Source organism: Teredinibacter purpureus (assembly GCF_014217335.1).
Taxonomy (GTDB): domain Bacteria; phylum Pseudomonadota; class Gammaproteobacteria; order Pseudomonadales; family Cellvibrionaceae; genus Teredinibacter; species Teredinibacter purpureus.
Map to the genome: position 1 here is coordinate 2,901,786 of NZ_CP060092.1, position 16,514 is coordinate 2,918,299.

The following is a 16,514-nucleotide window of genomic DNA, read 5'->3' on the forward strand; positions in this document are numbered from 1 at the left end:
AAATGTATGTCTGAACAGCGCATGGTAACAACGGTACGAGATTGTCCTGCCCGCTTAGTGCCGGTAGGTGATTCCGTTACGATTCCGGCCCATCAATTCATTACCATAACTCAGTCTCTGGGTGGCAATTATACCGTGGTATACCAAGGTAATATGTTGCGTGTTGATGGTACTGATGCCGATGCCTTGGGGCTCGAAAAATACGAGCTCACTTTTGCACCACCACAAAGCGATGCCATTGATGAGGCTCAAGTGTGGGAAGCTTTGGAAACTGTGTACGACCCTGAAATTCCCGTTAATTTACGCAGTTTGGGTTTAATTTATAATGTTTCAATTGATAAAGAGACAAAGAGTGTTTCTATCGATATGACATTAACGGCGCCCGCCTGTGGTATGGGGCCAGTGCTTGTAGGCGATGTGAAATATCGAGTGGGTATGGTGCCGAACGTTACCGACGTTAGAGTATCCCTTATTTTCGACCCTCCATGGCATAGGGATATGATGTCTGAGGAAGCGCAACTTGAAACGGGAATGTTTTTTTGATGACACTCTTGCAGAAAAATCCTTTTGGTAGCGCTATAACGGTCGAAGATATTGTAGATACCCTTAGCTTTTTTGATGGTTGGGAGGATCGCTATAAATATATTATCGATTTAGGTAAAGAATTGCCGGCTATGGAAGACGCTAAGAAAGACGATGCGCATTTGGTGAAAGGGTGTCAAAGTCAGGTGTGGATCGATTCCGAAATCATTGATGGCTGTATGTGGTTTCAAGCCGATAGTGATGCGTTTATCGTAAAGGGCTTACTTGGCTTGGTTATGGCCGCCTATAACGGTAAAAGCGTTGAGGATATTTTGGCGTTTGATATTAATGCGTATTTTGAGCAGCTCGGCTTGCTTAAACATTTAAGCCCAACGCGAGGGAACGGGCTTAAATCGATGGTAGAGCGTATTCGTTTCGAAGCCGCTAATTAATACGGTTTACCTTAAAAACCTCTGCCCATTTGCGGAGAGGTTTTGGCGGTTATAAAGCACTCTGTTGTGGTTTAAAGTGCTTTAATCAGTGCTTTTTCTAAAGCTGAATCTGTAGGTTCGGTATTGCTACCAAAGCGTTGTATCTGTGAGCCGTCGGCTGACACTAGATATTTGTTGAAATTCCAGCTGGGCTTGCCAGCCTGACGATTTAACCGTGTGAAAACCTCGTTAGCATCGTCGCCTCGAACGTGTGTAGGGGCAATCATACTGAATGTCACCCCATAGTTTTTATAGCAAATAGAAGCGGCTTCCATTTCGCTTTTTGCTGCTTGCTTAAAGTCGTCTGATGCAAAACCGACTAATTCGACACCTTCCTTTTTGTATTTTTGGTAGAGAGCTTCTAGGCCTTTAAACTGGCGGGTGTAGCCGCAGTGGCTCGCTGTATTGATTAATATCATGGGCTTGCCGGTATAGAGATCGCATAGGTTTAAGGTGTCATTGCTGTGTAGTTTTTTAAAGGCGTGGTCGAAAAGAGCAGGGCAGCTTTGCTCAGCTTGGGGGGCATCGGCCGCGCTAACGCTGGGTGCTATGCTCAGTGTTAGCGCGAAAAAGAGACGTTGTAATCTTGTCATGTAAGGTATTTCCCTGCAAAAAGCTGCTAAGTAGAATTTCATAACCATTTTGAGATGGTAGTATTTATACGCAGACCATACGCTTACGGATGGGTGAGTCAACTGATTCTCGAGCGGCGAGTGATCTTGGCGATAGGCTGTAACGCTGCGCTGACGTGTTCGATTTGATGCGATACATACTATTTTGGGTGTGATCTGCGTATAATTTCACTGTCTAGAGGCTTTAACGCTCCCTTCGATATTGGTGCAGGGAGTATTGAGTAGAGAGTATATTAAGGAGAATTAAGGATGGCGATAGAAAGAACTTTATCCATGATCAAGCCAAATGCAGTAAAAAATAATGTAATTGGCCAGATTTATATGCGATTTGAGGCGGCAGGCTTAAAAATTGTTGCTGCAAGATTAATCCATATGGACGATGAGATTGCCGGCGGTTTTTATGCAGAGCATAAAGAAAAGCCATTTTTCGGCGAATTGGTAGAATTTATGACGTCTGGACCGACGTTTGTACAAGTCTTAGAAGGCGAAAGCGCGATTGCATTAAACCGCGAGATTATGGGAGCTACCGACCCTTCAGAGGCGGCGGAGGGTACCATTCGTAAAGATTTCGCTACTTTGAAGGGCGAAAATGCTGTGCATGGCTCCGATAGTTCAACATCGGCAGTGCGTGAAATTAATTACTTCTTTAAAGAAGACGAAATATGCCCGCGATAAAGCGGGTGTAATCTGAGGTATATCCATTAGTGAGTAGTGAGCAATCTTCAGTTCCTGTTGTACAAAGTACAGCCGAAACACCCGATAAAATTAATCTGATGGGAATGACACAAGGGCGCCTCGAGGCGTTTTTTGAGTCTTTGGGCGAAAAGAAATTTCGCGCGACCCAAATATTAAAGTGGGTTCATCAGCTCGGAGTCACAGACTTCCAGCAAATGAGCAATATCAGTAAAGTGCTCCGTGAAAAGCTAGCGTCTATAGCGGTCATAAGTGTTCCTGAGGTTATTCAGCAACTCGACTCCGCCGACGGCACGCGTAAATTTTTGGTGAGAGTTGGCGGTGGCAATGCAATTGAGGCTGTCTTTATTCCCGAAGGAGACCGTGGCACGCTGTGTGTGTCTTCTCAGGTTGGCTGCTCGTTAGATTGCAGTTTTTGTGCAACCGGCAAGCAAGGCTTCAATAGAGACCTTACTGCCGCCGAGATTATAGGCCAAGTATGGATTGCGGCTAAATCGTTTGGGCAGTTACAAGAAGAGCCTGTACGTGGCGATCGGCGAGTGACGAATGTCGTCATGATGGGAATGGGCGAGCCATTATTGAATTTTGATAATGTTGTAGATTCAATGCAGCTAATGATGGATGACAACGCATACTGTATTTCAAAGCGTCGCGTTACCTTGAGTACCTCGGGTGTTGTGCCTGCTCTAGACCGCCTGGGTCAGTATACTGATGCGTGTTTAGCAATCTCGTTACATGCCCCTAATGATGAGCTGCGTAACCAGCTGGTGCCACTGAATAAAAAATACCCTATTGCCCAGTTGCTTGACTCTGCAAAGCGGTATATCGAGGGCGTGCCGGATACTCGACGTAAAATCACGATCGAATATACTCTCATTGATCAGCTCAACGATCGGCCAGAACATGCGTACGAGCTAGCAGAATTACTAAAAGACGTGCCTGTTAAGATCAATTTGATTCCTTTCAACCCTTTTTCACTGTCTAATTATAAGCGCGCCAGTAATAACGCTATTCGCCGCTTTCAAACTATTTTGATTGAAGCTGGGTATACCACAACAGTGCGTACCACGCGTGGTGAAGATATTGACGCAGCATGCGGTCAATTGGCTGGGCAGGTTCAGGATAGAACAAAACGCAGTCAGCGTTATAGGTTAGATCATGCCGCGCTAATGAAAGCTGAAGACGGGGTGATTCCCGTTAAAATGATCGATGACTAAACAATAGCTGAGAAATTATAAGGGAGTAGTGCGTGACGAAATGCTGGGAGTTTTCGGGCAAAGCAGTATTGCTAGGCTTTATTTTTGTTTGCGGCTTGAGTGGCTGCGTCACAACTATTGAAAACCCAAAGCCTAAGCGCGATAAGCATGAGGCCTTGGAGGCCAATATTAAGTTGGGGATGACCTACCTCCAACAAGATAAGCGCGAAGGCGCAATGAGATCCTTTAGTAAGGCCTTGGCGTTGGATAAGAAATCAGCGGAGGCTTATCTTGGTTTGGGGTTGTTGCACCAAATGAACGGCGAGCTAGAAGAAGCCGAAGCCAACTTTAAGAAGGCCTTGCGCAATCGTGCCGATTTTTCTCGGGCGAGCATAGAATTTAGTTACGGACGATTGCTTTATGACCAAAAACGGTTAAAAGAAGCAAAAAAAATGTTTGAATCGGCAGGCTCTGATTATGCGTATCCGGGCCGAGCAGAGGCCTTGCTGAATGCGGGGCTGTGTGCGTTAAAATTAGGTGATGCAGTACGAGCAAAAGCCGCTTTTGAGCATAGCTTGAATTTAAACGACCGTTTATCGCAGGCGTCCCTCGAACTGGCCGACGTGGCGTTTTCGGAACGAGATTATGCGAGCTCTAAACGCTATTTGGATCAGTTTGCCAGCCTTACGCGGCAAGTGCCTCGTAGCTTATGGTTGGGAATACGTATAGAGCGTATTTTTGGTAATAAAGATAAAGAAGCAAGCTATGCATTGGCGCTTAAAAACCTGTACCCTTACTCGCAAGAATATTTGGATTACAAGCGCTTTGTTGAGCAAAACTAGAGCCGAGTGTATGGCTAGAGATAAATAAGACTTCAAACATGATAGGCATCGACTCCGAAATTGAATTATCGGCTGAGTATCATCAGCTTCTAGAGCAGGCTAAGCCGGGCGCAGCGCTCAAATTGATGCGTGAGAGCAAATCAGTTGAACTAGCGGATATCGCAACCGACACGCTTATTCCCGCGTGGAAGCTGTCTGATTTAGAAAATGATTGTTATGAAGGGTTGGGTGGGGACACCTTTGTGACCGGCTACATCCGTAAAATAGCGAAGATTCTCGATATTGAATCGGATGATCTAGTTATAGCATTCAACCTACGAGCTGAAATAGGAGCGGAGGACGGCGTAAGCTGTGTAGCCAAATCCGTTGCCAGCAGGCCTCATGGTAGTGGGCCTGTCCAGCAAGCGGTAAGTGTAGAAACAAGTTTGCTTGGTAAATTAAACAAGCTGCCGGGTTTTATTGCGGTGGCGGCATTGCTGCTTGTATGGGTTGGGGCCACACTCTTTTTACCTAGCCCTGTAGCAACATCAGAATCTTTGCCGTTATCGAGTGGCGCTAATACTCAAGAGCCGCTGGTCGATCTACCAGTAGAGAAGGCAGAGGTAACCGTTGATAGTGTAGATAGTGAAGCCGCTGAGTTTGATCACGCTATACCACCTTTAGCGGATTCGTCAGTAGTTTTGCCTGAAGCGCCTTCAGATCAAGCGCTACTCGATAGTTCTACCAGCAGTGTCATCGGGGGCTCAGAAACTACCGATTTACTCGTCTTAACGTTCATAGATGAATGCTGGGTCAAAGTCTCGGATACTACAGGCAAGGTATTGTTTGCGGAAGCGAAGCTGAAAGGGGATAATCTGCAGCTTTTTGGCGAGGCCCCGTTTGAAGTGATGTTGGGCAATGCGCGGGCAGTAGACGTTACGTTAAATGGCCAGCCATTTGCGATTCACCCTTCTCCTAGCCGCAAAACCCTTCGGGTTACTGTGCATCGGTAGCAAGTTCGCTCTTGTTCAGTTCCCGCTGCACGCACGTTGTTATTTTGGCCTTAGGCCTCACATACCGTATTAAAGTAGGTTTACCCCCATGTTTTATGAGTCGCCAATAAAGCGTCGTAAGTCGCGTCAGATTATGGTTGGCAATGTCCCCGTTGGCGGCGATGCGCCGATTAGCGTGCAAAGTATGACTAATACTGAAACCACAGATGTGGAGGCGACAGTTGCGCAAATTAATCGCATTCAAGAGGCTGGCGCCGATATTGTACGTGTATCGGTACCGTCAATGGATGCAGCAGAAGCATTTGGCGCAATACGAAAGCAAGTAAGTGTCCCGCTGGTGGCTGATATTCATTTTGATTACCGTATTGCATTGCGAGTAGCGGACTTGGGTGTAGATTGTTTGCGTATTAACCCAGGCAATATTGGGCGTGAGCATCGTATTCAGGCTGTAGTTGAGAAGGCGCGTGATCTTAATATTCCAATCCGTATTGGCGTAAACGCAGGTTCTTTAGAAAAAGATCTACAGAAAAAATATGGTGAGCCCACGCCAGACGCGTTGGTGGAGTCTGCCTTGCGTCATGTAGCATTTCTCGATAAGTTTGATTTTCAAAATTTTAAAGTCAGTGTTAAAGCCTCCGATGTATTTATGGCTGTCGCCGCATACAGAAAGCTGGCGACTCAGATTGAACAGCCTCTTCATTTGGGTATAACGGAGGCCGGAGGATTGCGTGCAGGTACGGTGAAGTCTTCGGTAGGCTTGGGCATGCTATTAATGGACGGTATTGGCGATACAATTCGTGTTTCCTTAGCGGCGGATCCAGTAGAAGAAGTGAAAGTGGGCTGGGATATGCTCAAAAGCCTTAAATTACGCAATAAGGGCATTAATTTTATCGCGTGTCCGAGCTGTTCTAGGCAAAACTTTGATGTTATTAAAACATTGAATGAACTGGAAATGCGTCTAGAAGATATTAAAACGCCTTTGGACGTTGCTGTTATTGGGTGTGTCGTAAACGGCCCCGGTGAAGCGAAAGAAGCCGATATAGGATTGGCAGGCGGAACGCCTAAAAATTTAATTTATGTGCGCGGCGAGCCAAGTGAAAAGCTAGAACAAGAAAATCTTGTTGATAATTTAGAGCGTTTAATTCGAAAACGCGCCGCAGAAAAAATTGAAGAAGAAAAAGATATTATTGCTAAAGCGTAGAGAACTGGCGATAAACAATTGATACAGCATTAGGAATACGAATTACGTTGAAAAAGCTACAAGCAATTAAGGGTATGAACGATATTCTGCCCAGCGAAACACCTTACTGGCAATATCTGGAATCCGTTGTAACTGAAGTTGTGCAAAATTACGGTTACCAAGAGATTCGTTTTCCATTATTGGAAAGTACTGAACTCTTTAAACGTTCTATCGGTGAGGTGACCGATATCGTTGAAAAAGAAATGTATACCTTCGATGATCGTAACGGTGAAAGTGTAACCTTGCGACCAGAAGGCACGGCAAGTTGCGTGCGAGCGGCCGAGCAGCATCAGTTGTTGTTTAATCGCGCTACGTTAGTGCAAAAAATATGGTACGCAGGGCCGATGTTTCGTTACGAAAAACCGCAGAAAGGGCGGTTACGGCAGTTCCATCAAGTGGGTGTCGAAGCCTATGGAATCGAAACTCCAGACGCTGATGCAGAAATATTGATGCTGACGGCTCGCCTTTGGCGGGCGCTCGGAATGGAGTCGGCGGTTACGTTGCAGATTAACAGCTTGGGTACGTCGGAGTCTCGAGCGGACTATAGAGCGGCACTTGTTACCTACTTGGAAGCTCGCAGAGACCAGTTAGATGAAGATAGTGTGCGGCGCTTAGAGTCTAACCCTTTGCGTATTTTGGACAGTAAAGTAGAAACCACGCAGGCGCTACTGATTGGCGCACCCGATTTAGCCGATTTTCTCGATGACGAATCTAAAGAGCACTTTGCTCAGCTGCAACGTTATTTAACAGCGGCCGATGTACCCTTTGTGGTGAATACTCGATTGGTGCGAGGGTTGGATTATTACAGCCGCACAGTTTTTGAATGGGTAACCGATAAACTCGGTGCACAGGGTACCGTGTGTGCCGGTGGGCGATATGACAGTCTTGTAACCCAGTTGGGGGGCAAGCCAACCCCTGCGGTCGGTTTTGCCATGGGCTTGGAGCGGTTGGTTTTGTTGCTTCAAGAATTGAATGCATTCCCTGAGGATATATCTCGCACGGTCGATGTCTATTTGGTGGCGGTTGGAGATGTAATGCCTCAGGCTTTTCAGTTGGCCGAATATTTACGGGAGCATGCGTCTTATTTGCGTGTGCAATTAAATTGCGGGGGCGGCAGCTTTAAGAGCCAAATGAAAAAAGCCGATCGTAGTGGTGCGGAAATAGCACTCATCTTGGGCGAAGACGAAGCGAACAACGGTGAAATTACACTGAAGTACCTGCGAAGCGATGAAGCGCAGCAAACAATAAAACAACAACAAATAACAGATATCATCTTTTAGGAGCGAATAAAGTGGCAGATCACTTATCAGAAGAAGAACAGATAGAAGCGCTAAAGCGCTGGTGGAACGAAAATTGGGTGTCCATCGTACTGCCAATTATATTGGTACTTGTTGGCTATTTTGGCTGGAATTTCTGGAATAATCAGCAGCTGGCTGAAGCTCAATCGGCGTCGGACCAATTTCAGGCGCTTACTGAACAAGCTGAAGTTGCGCCAGGAATGGATATGTCGGCCGAGCAAAAAGTTGGTATTAGCCAATCCGCTGAAGCTCTCGTAGCTGAGCATGAAGGTACTCTTTATGCTGACATGGCCAGCTTAATGTTGGCGCGTCTCCATGTAGAAGATAACCAGTTAGAGGCCGCAGCGGCGCGTTTACAATCTGTTGTTGATGGGGGCTCTAATGAGTCTATTAGCCTGTTAGCGACGGCTCGTTTGGCGCGTGTTTTAGCGGCAAAAGGCGAGCCAGAACAAGCTCTGCAGTTCGTCGCTCAAACATCCAGTGAAGCCTACACTGCATTGTTTGCGGAAATTCGCGGCGATATCTATCAGTCTCAAGGCAAGTATCAAGAAGCGCATACAGCGTATGGTGTAGCGTTAGAAACATTACCTCCAACTGAATACAACCGATCAAGCCTCATTCAATTAAAGCGTGATGCAGCGGCTTTGCCTGAAAGCGAGCCAGAAGTTGTTGATGCTGAGGGAGATGCTTAATGCTGCGGTTTTTACTGTTGCTTGTTACTGTTGCTGGCCTTGTTGCTTGTGGCAGTAAAGACGCTAAAGAAATAGATCTTGAAGCGGTTGATCTTATCGATTTCGAAAAAACAATTGAAATGGATAAGCTATGGAGCCGCTCTGGCGGTTCCGGTCAAGATAAGCCTTTTTCTCGTTTCACCCCAGCGCTTGACGGTAAAGGTAATATTTATACCGTTGGTTACAAAGGTGATGTTAATGCGTTTGCAGTAGCAACCGGTAAAAAGATTTGGAGCGTGGACACCAAACAGCGAATTTCTGGTGGCGCAGGTGCTAACAATAATAGTGTTTTCTTCGGTACATTCGATGGAACGGTACATGTATTAGATAGCGAGACGGGTCAGCAGCGTTGGGAAGCCAGTGTGAGTAGTGAAATTGCGTCAGCTCCCGCCAGCAATGGCGAGATCGTTGTGGCGAACACTATTGATGGGCGTGTTTTTGCTTTTGCCGCCGAGACGGGTGAGCTCTTATGGTCATACGACCATACGTTGCCTGTATTAACGTTGCGGGGCACAGCTTCACCGGTATTAACGTCAAGTCAGGTTATTGTGGCGTTTGATAATGGGCAAATACTGAGTTTGTCAGCCAGTGATGGCTCCACTCAGTGGCAGTTTCGTGTAAGTCGCCCTAAAGGGCGGACTGAGCTCGACCGTATTGTTGATATCGATGGTACACCTGTTGTTGATGGTGGCTATTTGTATGCCGGTAGTTATCAAGGCAATGTGGCTGGCGTTAGCCGTGGCCCTGGTCGTGTGATGTGGACAAAAGAAGCGTCTACTAATCATTCCGTTGCTGTCTACGGTGGAAAGGTATTTGTGAGTACGGAAGAATCGCGCATTATGGCGCTCAACGGGATTACCGGTGAGTTAGAGTGGGAAAATTTCGAATTAAAGCGTCGTAACACCAGCGCACCCGTTGTTTTCGATGATTACGTTGCGGTTGTTGATGGTTTTGGTTATGTGCACGTACTGAGTCAAGCTGATGGGGCGTTTGCTGATCGATTCAAACTGGCTGGTGGTGGTAGTAGAAGCCGTACCGATGTGCGGGCACCTTTGCATAGCGACGGGACCTACCTTTTCACTTATGCCAATAGCGGAAAATTGAGTGCCTATACTGTTAAAGACGCCGATTAATTCCCATTTTCTATTTATAGTGTCAGGTTAAGTCGTCATTTCTAGGCTAGCCTAGCCTCTCACTTCGTTTCCCCTGACGGCCGTCGTGCTTTCGGGGGATAGTTTTTTATATCAGAGATATTTCATGATCCCAACCATTGCCCTGGTCGGCCGACCTAATGTGGGTAAATCCACCCTTTTCAATCGTCTTACCAAAACACGCGATGCCATTGTGGCCAATTTCGCTGGTTTAACGCGAGACCGAAAATTTGGTGATGCCGAATTTGAAGGTAAGCGGTTTATCGTGGTAGACACAGGTGGTATCAGCGGAAACGAGGCAGGGATTGATACCGCTATGGCCGAGCAGTCGCTTTTGGCAATAGAAGAGTCTGATATCGTATTTTTTATGGTGGACTGTCGCGACGGCCTTACGGCGGCAGATCAGCAAATAGCGGAGCATATCCGTAGCTTAGGGAAAACAACTTATTTGGTCGCTAATAAGGTTGATGGTTTAAATCCTGATGTTGCTGCCGCACCTTTTTATGAGATTGGTCTAGGCGAAATTACGCCTATTGCCGCTGCACACGGGCGTGGTATTCGTCCGTTGATGGAGGAGGTTCTTGCCGATTTTCCTGTTTATGAGCCCGAAGCTGAAGACGAGAGTCGCGGCATTAAAATGGCCATTGTAGGTAGGCCCAATGTTGGCAAATCAACCTTAGTGAATCGCATGCTCGGCGAAGACCGCGTGGTGGTATTTGATATGCCAGGAACGACACGCGATAGTATTTATATCGATTATGAGCGAGACGGTAAACCTTACACCATTATCGATACTGCCGGTGTTCGTCGACGTAAAAATGTAAAGTTGACAGTAGAAAAGTTTTCTATTGTAAAAGCGCTACAAGCAATGGGTGATGCGCATGTGGCGATATTAGTTTTAGATGCAAGTGAAGGTGTCGTCGATCAGGATCTACATCTTATGGGGCACGCTATTGAAAGCGGTCGCGCCATAGTTGTCGCGCTTAACAAGTGGGATGGCTTAGAAGAAGACCATAAGCAATATGTGAAGACGGAGCTAGAGCGTCGGTTACGTTTTGTCGACTTTGCTGATTTGCATTTTATTTCTGCCTTACATGGTACAGGTGTTGGGAATCTTTATAAATCTGTGGAACGTGCATACAAGGCTGCCACCGAGAAATACTCCACCAATTTCTTAACGCGTGTATTGGAGTTTGCTGTGAGTACACATCAGCCACCGCTTGTGCGTGGGCGCCGTATTAAACTGCGTTATGCGCATGCCGGAGGCCATAATCCACCTGTTATTGTTATCCATGGAAACCAAACCAACGAAGTGCCTACCCATTATGTGCGCTATTTAGAAAAAGCGTTTCGTAAGGCGTTGGACCTACAAGGAACGCCCGTTAAGATAGAGTTTCGTTCCGGTGACAACCCATTTGCTGGGCGAAAAAACAAGTTAGCCGTTAGACAAAAAACAGGAAAGCGCCGATTAGCGCCTTCTGCTTCTTCGAAAAAAAATAGGTAAGCTGCAGTTATTATTTAGTTGTACAAGACCAGCCCCAAGATTGAAGCTTTGCCACAAACTCCTCGGCCTTTTGCTCGCAATAACCTTCTAAATTTTGAGCGCTCCACAGAGTGCTCATTTCTTCCGGTGCCTCGCTGTCTTTGTAATAGTTAACGTCACAGGGTACTTTTGTGCCTTCATCGGCATAGCTGATCTCTACCCGGCGCACTAGCCCTTGTAGTGAGCAGTTGTACTGGTCAAGAGTTACTGTAGCAGTATCTGACGACTGTTCCGTTACTGGTGCACTTTCTGTTGCGGGTGTTTCGGCCTCAGCGTGATGCTCAGCTACAGATGAGCCCGCATTTAGCAATAAGCCCGCTGTAATGCAGAGGAGGAAACGTTTGTGCGTGAGTGACGTGTGCATGAGGTAAAAATCCTTTCTTGGTTAACGTTGGGGTAAAGTGTATTACCCTTGCCGGAAGCCCGCCATTAATTTTCTTCTTTTCTACGTTTAACGTGGCTTCGCTATGTTGTGGGCCAGAGCGAATGCTTGTAATTGTTCTGGAGCACCAGACGCTCCAATCGGGTTAACGTGGGTAGGCCTGATAGAAGCCGTTTTTCTCAATAACGTCCAATCCAATGCCATACAGCTCACTAATTTTGTCGCTAGTAAGTAATGTTTTGGTATCTCCTTTGGCGATAATCTTTCCTGTTTTTAAAAATATAAGTTGCTCAATCTCGGGAATAATTTCGTGTAAATGGTGCGTTACTAAAATTAAGGTAATGCCTGTTTGGGCTAGTGTACGCATATCACGAAGAACTTGGCTGCTAGCGTTCAAATCAAGCCCGTTGGTCGGTTCGTCAAGAATCAGAACCTCTGGTGTGTGCACTGTTGCTCGTGCGAGCAGCAGGCGTCGTTGCTCTCCTGTCGAAAGTTGTAGATATTGCCGTTCAGCCAAATGAGTAATGCCTAAGTTAGAAAGGGCTTTTGATGCCAGACGACGCATGTTAGGTGTGATGTGATGATGAGTGTGCAGTCCAATTGACCCAAAAAAAGCAGATAAAACAACCTCCCTTCCTGTCGCAAGGGTGCGATATTCATTTTGGAAGTCATTAGAAATAACGCCAAATTTTTTACGTAAAATCCCGATGGGTATACGTGGTTCGCCGAAGTGATGGCAATAGCTTTCGTCGCTCACAAGAGGCATAAATTCGCGCGTGAGTAATTTCAATAATGTTGATTTCCCTGCCCCATTTGGCCCTAAAATGGCGGTGTGCATACCGGATTCAAACGTGATTGTTACATCCGATAATATGCTACGGCCATTACGTAAAACCGTGCACTTGTTTAATTCAATAATTGGTTGGTTAGTTGGCGTCATGATTTCCAATAAAAAATTTCTGTTAATACGATTAGGTTAGCGCACGGAATATTACGTGCCAAATGGTTTTTTTTCATTCCATGACGCTATCGATTAATGAGATAACCAGAGAAAATGTTTTAGTTATAACGCTATATGAGAGCTTGCTGATAAAAGGGCTGTGCTAAGCTTTTAGTGTGAGTTTTCGCAATCACTCCGGTTTATAAAATTAATTGTATTAAGTAGTATTGATGTGAATGAAGTAAATAATCTTTTTATAGTTAAAGCTTTTGCGAGTGAACTCTTTACTGGAAACCCAGCGGCAGTGTGCGTTCTAAATGAGCTACTGCCTGATTATAGCCTCCAGCAAATTGCCGCAGAATTAAATCAACCGATAACGTCATTTGTAGTGCCCGATGGTAGTGGCGGGTATCTTTTACGGCATTTTGGCCCGAAAAATCAAGTGGAAATTTGTGGTCATGGAACGGTTGCGGCGTCTCATGTGGTTCGCGAGTACTTGGGGCATGTTGGTGAAGATATTGATTTTTGTTTAGGTAGAATTAAAGTGAAAGTTGGTATTCATAGTGATGGGTTTGAGTTGGAAATGCCAAAATTTTTCTGTAAACCCATAGCCGATGTACCTTGTGTGACTCGTTTTTTAGAGAAAAAACCTCGGCAAATGTATAAAAGTTTCTATGACGTTATCGCAGAGTTCCCGTCTGAAGAAATCGTGCGTTCCTTGCGCCCAGATTTTTCTATGCCGTTAGTGGATTCTATTCGCGCACTTCTTGTAACGGCCCCAGGGATGAATTCCGATTATTGTTATCGTGTTTTTGCACCCTCAATTGGTGTTGATGAGGACTATTTTTGTGGCTCGGCCAATGGAGCTTTGGGCCCTTTGTGGTCGCATAAACTTAAAAAAGGTAACCTTATGGGCTATTCCGTTTCGGAAAGGGGCGGGCCAATACCCTGTTTAGTGAATAACAGCTCAGTCCGTATATTTGGCAAAGCGTTAACGTGGTTTTCGGGGAGTATTGAAGTAGGGGCGTGTGCTTAATGAAATTAAAAACTCAAAGGGATGTGAGTTACTGGCAACAATTTTTAGAACACCTTAATGTCCAAAACCCGATACTTTCTGAGCATTTGACCGAGTGGCAAAATGCTAGTCTTTCCGATTACGCTGATTTTTTGTGGCATCGGTTTGGGGTGAGTGGTTTTTGCAAGTCAAGGTTGATCAGTTCGGGATTTATTCAGGTGTTTTCTGAACGATGTGATCGCCGTTTTGGCCATTCGCATGATGTTGCGATGCAATTGTCTCGGTCACCGGTGGTATTAACTGCGCTTCATACCGCTCCGCTGTTTCATCCTATTGCATTGCATACGGTGATAGCAGCCTGCTCCGGAAGAAACCCTCCTAAAGTTGTGCCTGTGCTTTCAACGGATTGGGTACCTATGGATAATTTATTTAACCCCAGAGGGTTTTTGTTGCCGGGTAGAGAGGCTCTTCAATCGGTCCATTTATTCTCGAAAAGAACCAAGAAAAATATAGTGTCGTCTGTGCCTTCGTTTTCTATTGAAGATGTCGAACGCGCGAAGGTATCAGCAATGAGGCTTGTTAGAGAGGGCAAGCTTTCAGCAACCCAGTTTCATGGGTTTGAGTCTGTTGTTGAAGGCTATTATTGCGATTTTAATGTGCTGTCAGAGCACGGCTATTCTGCTCAATGTTCATTAATTAACGCTAGAATGTGCGAAGCAGTTTTTCCCGATCAAAAATTTGTTTTTTTGAATGTTAGCGAAATAGCGGTCGACCTTTTGGTGGGTCAATTAGAGGATCAGGGCTCTATTATGTTTAGGCTCTTATTTGACGAGACTATTCGTGAAAGGGTTCTTAGCGGGTTGGATGGTGTGCCGGGCTGTTGGAACCGAAATAAAGGGCAAGGCTCGTTGCTGTTTTGGCAAATCGACAATCAAAAAATGAAAGCTTTTACCGCTTGCGATGGAACCGTTTTATCGAACAGCCAGTGTGCGATCGAGTGGAGCCCCGAAGCACTTATTGCCGCATTGAAGGATGGAGCTATTATTCCGGGAATGACGTTAGTGTTTACGATGCTGATGTTTTCTATGGGGGTAGTTTGTGTTGGTGGTATGCGGCAAATTGCCTATAGCAAAAAGATGAGGGATGTAGTGTCTGCTGCATTTAAGACCACTTCATCGCATGACAGTGATTTGATCGCCGATCACCCAGTCGAAATGTTTATGGCGGGTATGCATGCGGTTTTATCTGACGCTGGTTTACCAGAAACTATTACAGACCTTTTAATGGCTGACAAAGCGTTTGACCGAAGTCGGTTTAAGGGATGGTCAATTCAAGATGCGGTATTGGCCGCGAGTCAAGATATTCTATCGTTGAGTTAAGCTTTAGTAGACGCCACGATTACGGATATTTCACCTTTTCCTAATAGTATTTGCAATGAGTCCCCTTTCTGGGTGTCCTTCGCTTCCCTCAGTATTGCCCCGTTAGAATCTTTGGCGATAGCGTATCCACGCTTTAAAGTATTAAGTGGGCTCATTATATTAAGCATGCCGCCAGCCTTTGATAAAGCGAAATACTGGGCGTCGAGCTTGTGTTGCATGGCGATTGCCAATCTATGATTGATATCTGCGATAGTCTGTTGGTTTCGTTTGACCGCGATTTCTGGGTTTTGAGCGGCAAGCCTTGATCGAAGTTTATCGATAAGGCTTGATCGTAACGCGTGACCAGATTGCTGGGTGGCAGAGAGTTTTATCTCCAGTATATCCAGTCGCTGGGCCCAGTTCTGCAGCTGTTGTTTGGGGTTGCGTAATCGTTGTCTAGTATGGTGGAGTTGTTGTTGGCTCTGTACCAAAAAGGAATTAATTCGAGATTCAAGTTGCCGCTCCATTTCTTTCAACGCCTGGAGTAGTTCCGGAGCGTTCGGGCTGATAAGTTCGGCTGCAGCAGAAGGCGTTGGAGCGCGAACGTCAGCGGCGAAATCGGCAATTGTAAAATCAATCTCGTGACCAACTGCGCTTACGATAGGTGTTTTTGCTGCATGAATCGAGCGTGCAAGACCTTCGCTATTGAAAGACCATAGATCCTCTATGGGTCCACCGCCTCGGCATACTATGATGACATCAAAACGTTTATCGGCATCGGCTAACTTAACGGCTTCTATGAGTTGCTGTGATGAGCCATCCCCCTGAACAATGCAGGGTAAAAGCGTCACGGGTAGGGACGGAAAGCGTCGTTTTAGTACCGAAAGAACATCATGTAAAGCAGCGCCGGTCGCAGATGTTATAACGGCAAGGTGGTTGGGTGCGCAGGGCAGTGCTTTTTTATGCGTTTCAGAGAAAAGCCCTTCATCCTCGAGTTTTTGCTTTAGTTCTTGATAGCGTTTTTGCAGTATTCCGAAACCTGCCTCCTCCATATGTTCCGCGATAAGCTGATAATCGCCACGGCCTTCGTATAGGCTAACGCGCGCGCGTACTTGTACTTGGTCACCGGCTTTAGGGGTGAACTTAATGAGACCGTTGCGGCCTCGAAACATGGCGCATCGAACTTGGGCATTTTGGTCCTTCAGTGTGAAATACCAGTGGCCGGAACTAGGTTTGCTAAAGTTAGATATCTCACCTTCTACCCACATGAGGGGGAGGTGAATTTCGAGCAGTTGCTTGGCTTTCCTGTTGAGTTCACTTACAGAGAGGACATGTCGGCCACTATGCAGTGCGGAGGAATCGGTGTTGGAATCGGTAGAAGAGGTCATAGGTCGAGATAGGGCCAGCGAGTGATCAGTCGGGGACATAATGTCCACGAAAAGCAACGAAGTAAAGCCCCCGGGCCGATACTGGCTAAATACACCGGTT

General features: G+C 46.1%; 17 protein-coding genes. 13 read left to right on the plus strand and 4 right to left on the minus strand.

The genetic code is table 11. The features are described 5' to 3' along the window. Positions 1–6: 6 nt before the first annotated feature. Both sufT and H5647_RS12755 read left to right on the plus strand, forming a co-directional pair. On the plus strand, positions 7–543 hold the full coding sequence (gene sufT / locus H5647_RS12750) for a putative Fe-S cluster assembly protein SufT (RefSeq protein WP_045859026.1): 537 nt from the start codon (positions 7–9) through the stop codon (positions 541–543). After that, the gene (locus H5647_RS12755) at positions 543–974 is read left to right on the plus strand and encodes a SufE family protein (RefSeq protein WP_045859028.1); all 432 of its coding nucleotides are present in this window, start codon (positions 543–545) and stop codon (positions 972–974) included. The genes sufT and H5647_RS12755 overlap by 1 nt, the downstream gene beginning before the upstream one ends. A gap of 71 nt (positions 975–1,045) precedes the next feature. Here H5647_RS12755 and H5647_RS12760 read toward each other — a convergent pair whose 3' ends face one another. Then, positions 1,046–1,606, minus strand: coding sequence for a glutathione peroxidase (locus H5647_RS12760; RefSeq protein ID WP_045859030.1), 561 nt, complete (start codon positions 1,604–1,606; stop codon positions 1,046–1,048). A gap of 288 nt (positions 1,607–1,894) precedes the next feature. Between H5647_RS12760 and ndk the strand changes: the two genes are divergently transcribed. From ndk to der, 9 genes are all read left to right on the plus strand, one after another. Further along, positions 1,895–2,320, plus strand: coding sequence for a nucleoside-diphosphate kinase (ndk, locus tag H5647_RS12765; protein ID WP_045859032.1), 426 nt, complete (start codon positions 1,895–1,897; stop codon positions 2,318–2,320). A gap of 29 nt (positions 2,321–2,349) precedes the next feature. Then, the gene (gene rlmN / locus H5647_RS12770; RefSeq protein WP_045859034.1) at positions 2,350–3,555 is read left to right on the plus strand and encodes a 23S rRNA (adenine(2503)-C(2))-methyltransferase RlmN; all 1,206 of its coding nucleotides are present in this window, start codon (positions 2,350–2,352) and stop codon (positions 3,553–3,555) included. A gap of 32 nt (positions 3,556–3,587) precedes the next feature. Beyond that, entirely contained in the window at positions 3,588–4,376 is a 789-nt protein-coding gene (gene pilW / locus H5647_RS12775) for a type IV pilus biogenesis/stability protein PilW (RefSeq protein WP_045859035.1), read from the plus strand. Between the two features lie 38 nt (positions 4,377–4,414). Next, complete coding sequence (locus H5647_RS12780; RefSeq protein ID WP_045859036.1) at positions 4,415–5,368, plus strand: helix-turn-helix domain-containing protein; 954 nt, start codon at positions 4,415–4,417, stop codon at positions 5,366–5,368. Positions 5,369–5,456: 88 nt separating this feature from the next. Next, complete coding sequence (gene ispG, locus H5647_RS12785; protein ID WP_045859038.1) at positions 5,457–6,569, plus strand: flavodoxin-dependent (E)-4-hydroxy-3-methylbut-2-enyl-diphosphate synthase; 1,113 nt, start codon at positions 5,457–5,459, stop codon at positions 6,567–6,569. A gap of 47 nt (positions 6,570–6,616) precedes the next feature. After that, the gene (hisS, locus tag H5647_RS12790; RefSeq protein WP_045859040.1) at positions 6,617–7,888 is read left to right on the plus strand and encodes a histidine--tRNA ligase; all 1,272 of its coding nucleotides are present in this window, start codon (positions 6,617–6,619) and stop codon (positions 7,886–7,888) included. Between the two features lie 11 nt (positions 7,889–7,899). Next, positions 7,900–8,598: a YfgM family protein gene (locus H5647_RS12795; RefSeq protein ID WP_045859043.1), complete on the plus strand. Its 699-nt coding sequence runs from the start codon at positions 7,900–7,902 to the stop codon at positions 8,596–8,598. After that, positions 8,598–9,770, plus strand: a complete 1,173-nt coding sequence (gene bamB / locus H5647_RS12800; RefSeq protein ID WP_045859045.1) for an outer membrane protein assembly factor BamB — start codon at positions 8,598–8,600, stop codon at positions 9,768–9,770. Before H5647_RS12795 ends, bamB begins: the two co-directional genes overlap by 1 nt. A gap of 124 nt (positions 9,771–9,894) precedes the next feature. Beyond that, positions 9,895–11,292, plus strand: coding sequence for a ribosome biogenesis GTPase Der (der, locus tag H5647_RS12805; protein WP_045859047.1), 1,398 nt, complete (start codon positions 9,895–9,897; stop codon positions 11,290–11,292). 10 nt (positions 11,293–11,302) lie between these two features. On the opposite strand, the gene H5647_RS12810 is transcribed toward der, so the two are convergent. Beyond that, positions 11,303–11,695: a hypothetical protein gene (locus H5647_RS12810; protein WP_052692053.1), complete on the minus strand. Its 393-nt coding sequence runs from the start codon at positions 11,693–11,695 to the stop codon at positions 11,303–11,305. Positions 11,696–11,858: 163 nt separating this feature from the next. Beyond that, a complete protein-coding gene (locus tag H5647_RS12815; RefSeq protein WP_052692054.1) occupies positions 11,859–12,653 on the minus strand; it encodes an ABC transporter ATP-binding protein in 795 nt (264 codons plus the stop codon). 232 nt (positions 12,654–12,885) lie between these two features. Here H5647_RS12815 and H5647_RS12820 point away from each other — a divergent pair, with 232 nt between their 5' ends. Both H5647_RS12820 and H5647_RS12825 read left to right on the plus strand, forming a co-directional pair. Further along, positions 12,886–13,689, plus strand: a complete 804-nt coding sequence (locus tag H5647_RS12820) for a PhzF family phenazine biosynthesis protein (RefSeq protein ID WP_121495377.1) — start codon at positions 12,886–12,888, stop codon at positions 13,687–13,689. Then, on the plus strand, positions 13,689–15,047 hold the full coding sequence (locus H5647_RS12825; RefSeq protein WP_045859051.1) for a hypothetical protein: 1,359 nt from the start codon (positions 13,689–13,691) through the stop codon (positions 15,045–15,047). The genes H5647_RS12820 and H5647_RS12825 overlap by 1 nt, the downstream gene beginning before the upstream one ends. Here H5647_RS12825 and xseA read toward each other — a convergent pair. Continuing rightward, on the minus strand, positions 15,044–16,453 hold the full coding sequence (gene xseA / locus H5647_RS12830; RefSeq protein ID WP_236074886.1) for an exodeoxyribonuclease VII large subunit: 1,410 nt from the start codon (positions 16,451–16,453) through the stop codon (positions 15,044–15,046). The genes H5647_RS12825 and xseA overlap by 4 nt on opposite strands. Positions 16,454–16,514: the final 61 nt, after the last annotated feature.

Coding starts and splice junctions, on each gene's coding strand:
- der (WP_045859047.1), top strand. CDS start 9,895: ATGATCCCAACCATTGCCCTGGTCGGCCGACCTAATGTGGGTAAATCC.
- sufT (WP_045859026.1), top strand. CDS start 7: ATGTCTGAACAGCGCATGGTAACAACGGTACGAGATTGTCCTGCCCGC.
- ispG (WP_045859038.1), top strand. CDS start 5,457: ATGTTTTATGAGTCGCCAATAAAGCGTCGTAAGTCGCGTCAGATTATG.
- ndk (WP_045859032.1), top strand. CDS start 1,895: ATGGCGATAGAAAGAACTTTATCCATGATCAAGCCAAATGCAGTAAAA.
- H5647_RS12825 (WP_045859051.1), top strand. CDS start 13,689: ATGAAATTAAAAACTCAAAGGGATGTGAGTTACTGGCAACAATTTTTA.
- H5647_RS12810 (WP_052692053.1), bottom strand. CDS start 11,695: ATGCACACGTCACTCACGCACAAACGTTTCCTCCTCTGCATTACAGCG.
- H5647_RS12780 (WP_045859036.1), top strand. CDS start 4,415: ATGATAGGCATCGACTCCGAAATTGAATTATCGGCTGAGTATCATCAG.
- xseA (WP_236074886.1), bottom strand. CDS start 16,453: ATGTCCCCGACTGATCACTCGCTGGCCCTATCTCGACCTATGACCTCT.
- H5647_RS12760 (WP_045859030.1), bottom strand. CDS start 1,606: ATGACAAGATTACAACGTCTCTTTTTCGCGCTAACACTGAGCATAGCA.
- H5647_RS12755 (WP_045859028.1), top strand. CDS start 543: ATGACACTCTTGCAGAAAAATCCTTTTGGTAGCGCTATAACGGTCGAA.
- bamB (WP_045859045.1), top strand. CDS start 8,598: ATGCTGCGGTTTTTACTGTTGCTTGTTACTGTTGCTGGCCTTGTTGCT.
- H5647_RS12815 (WP_052692054.1), bottom strand. CDS start 12,653: ATGACGCCAACTAACCAACCAATTATTGAATTAAACAAGTGCACGGTT.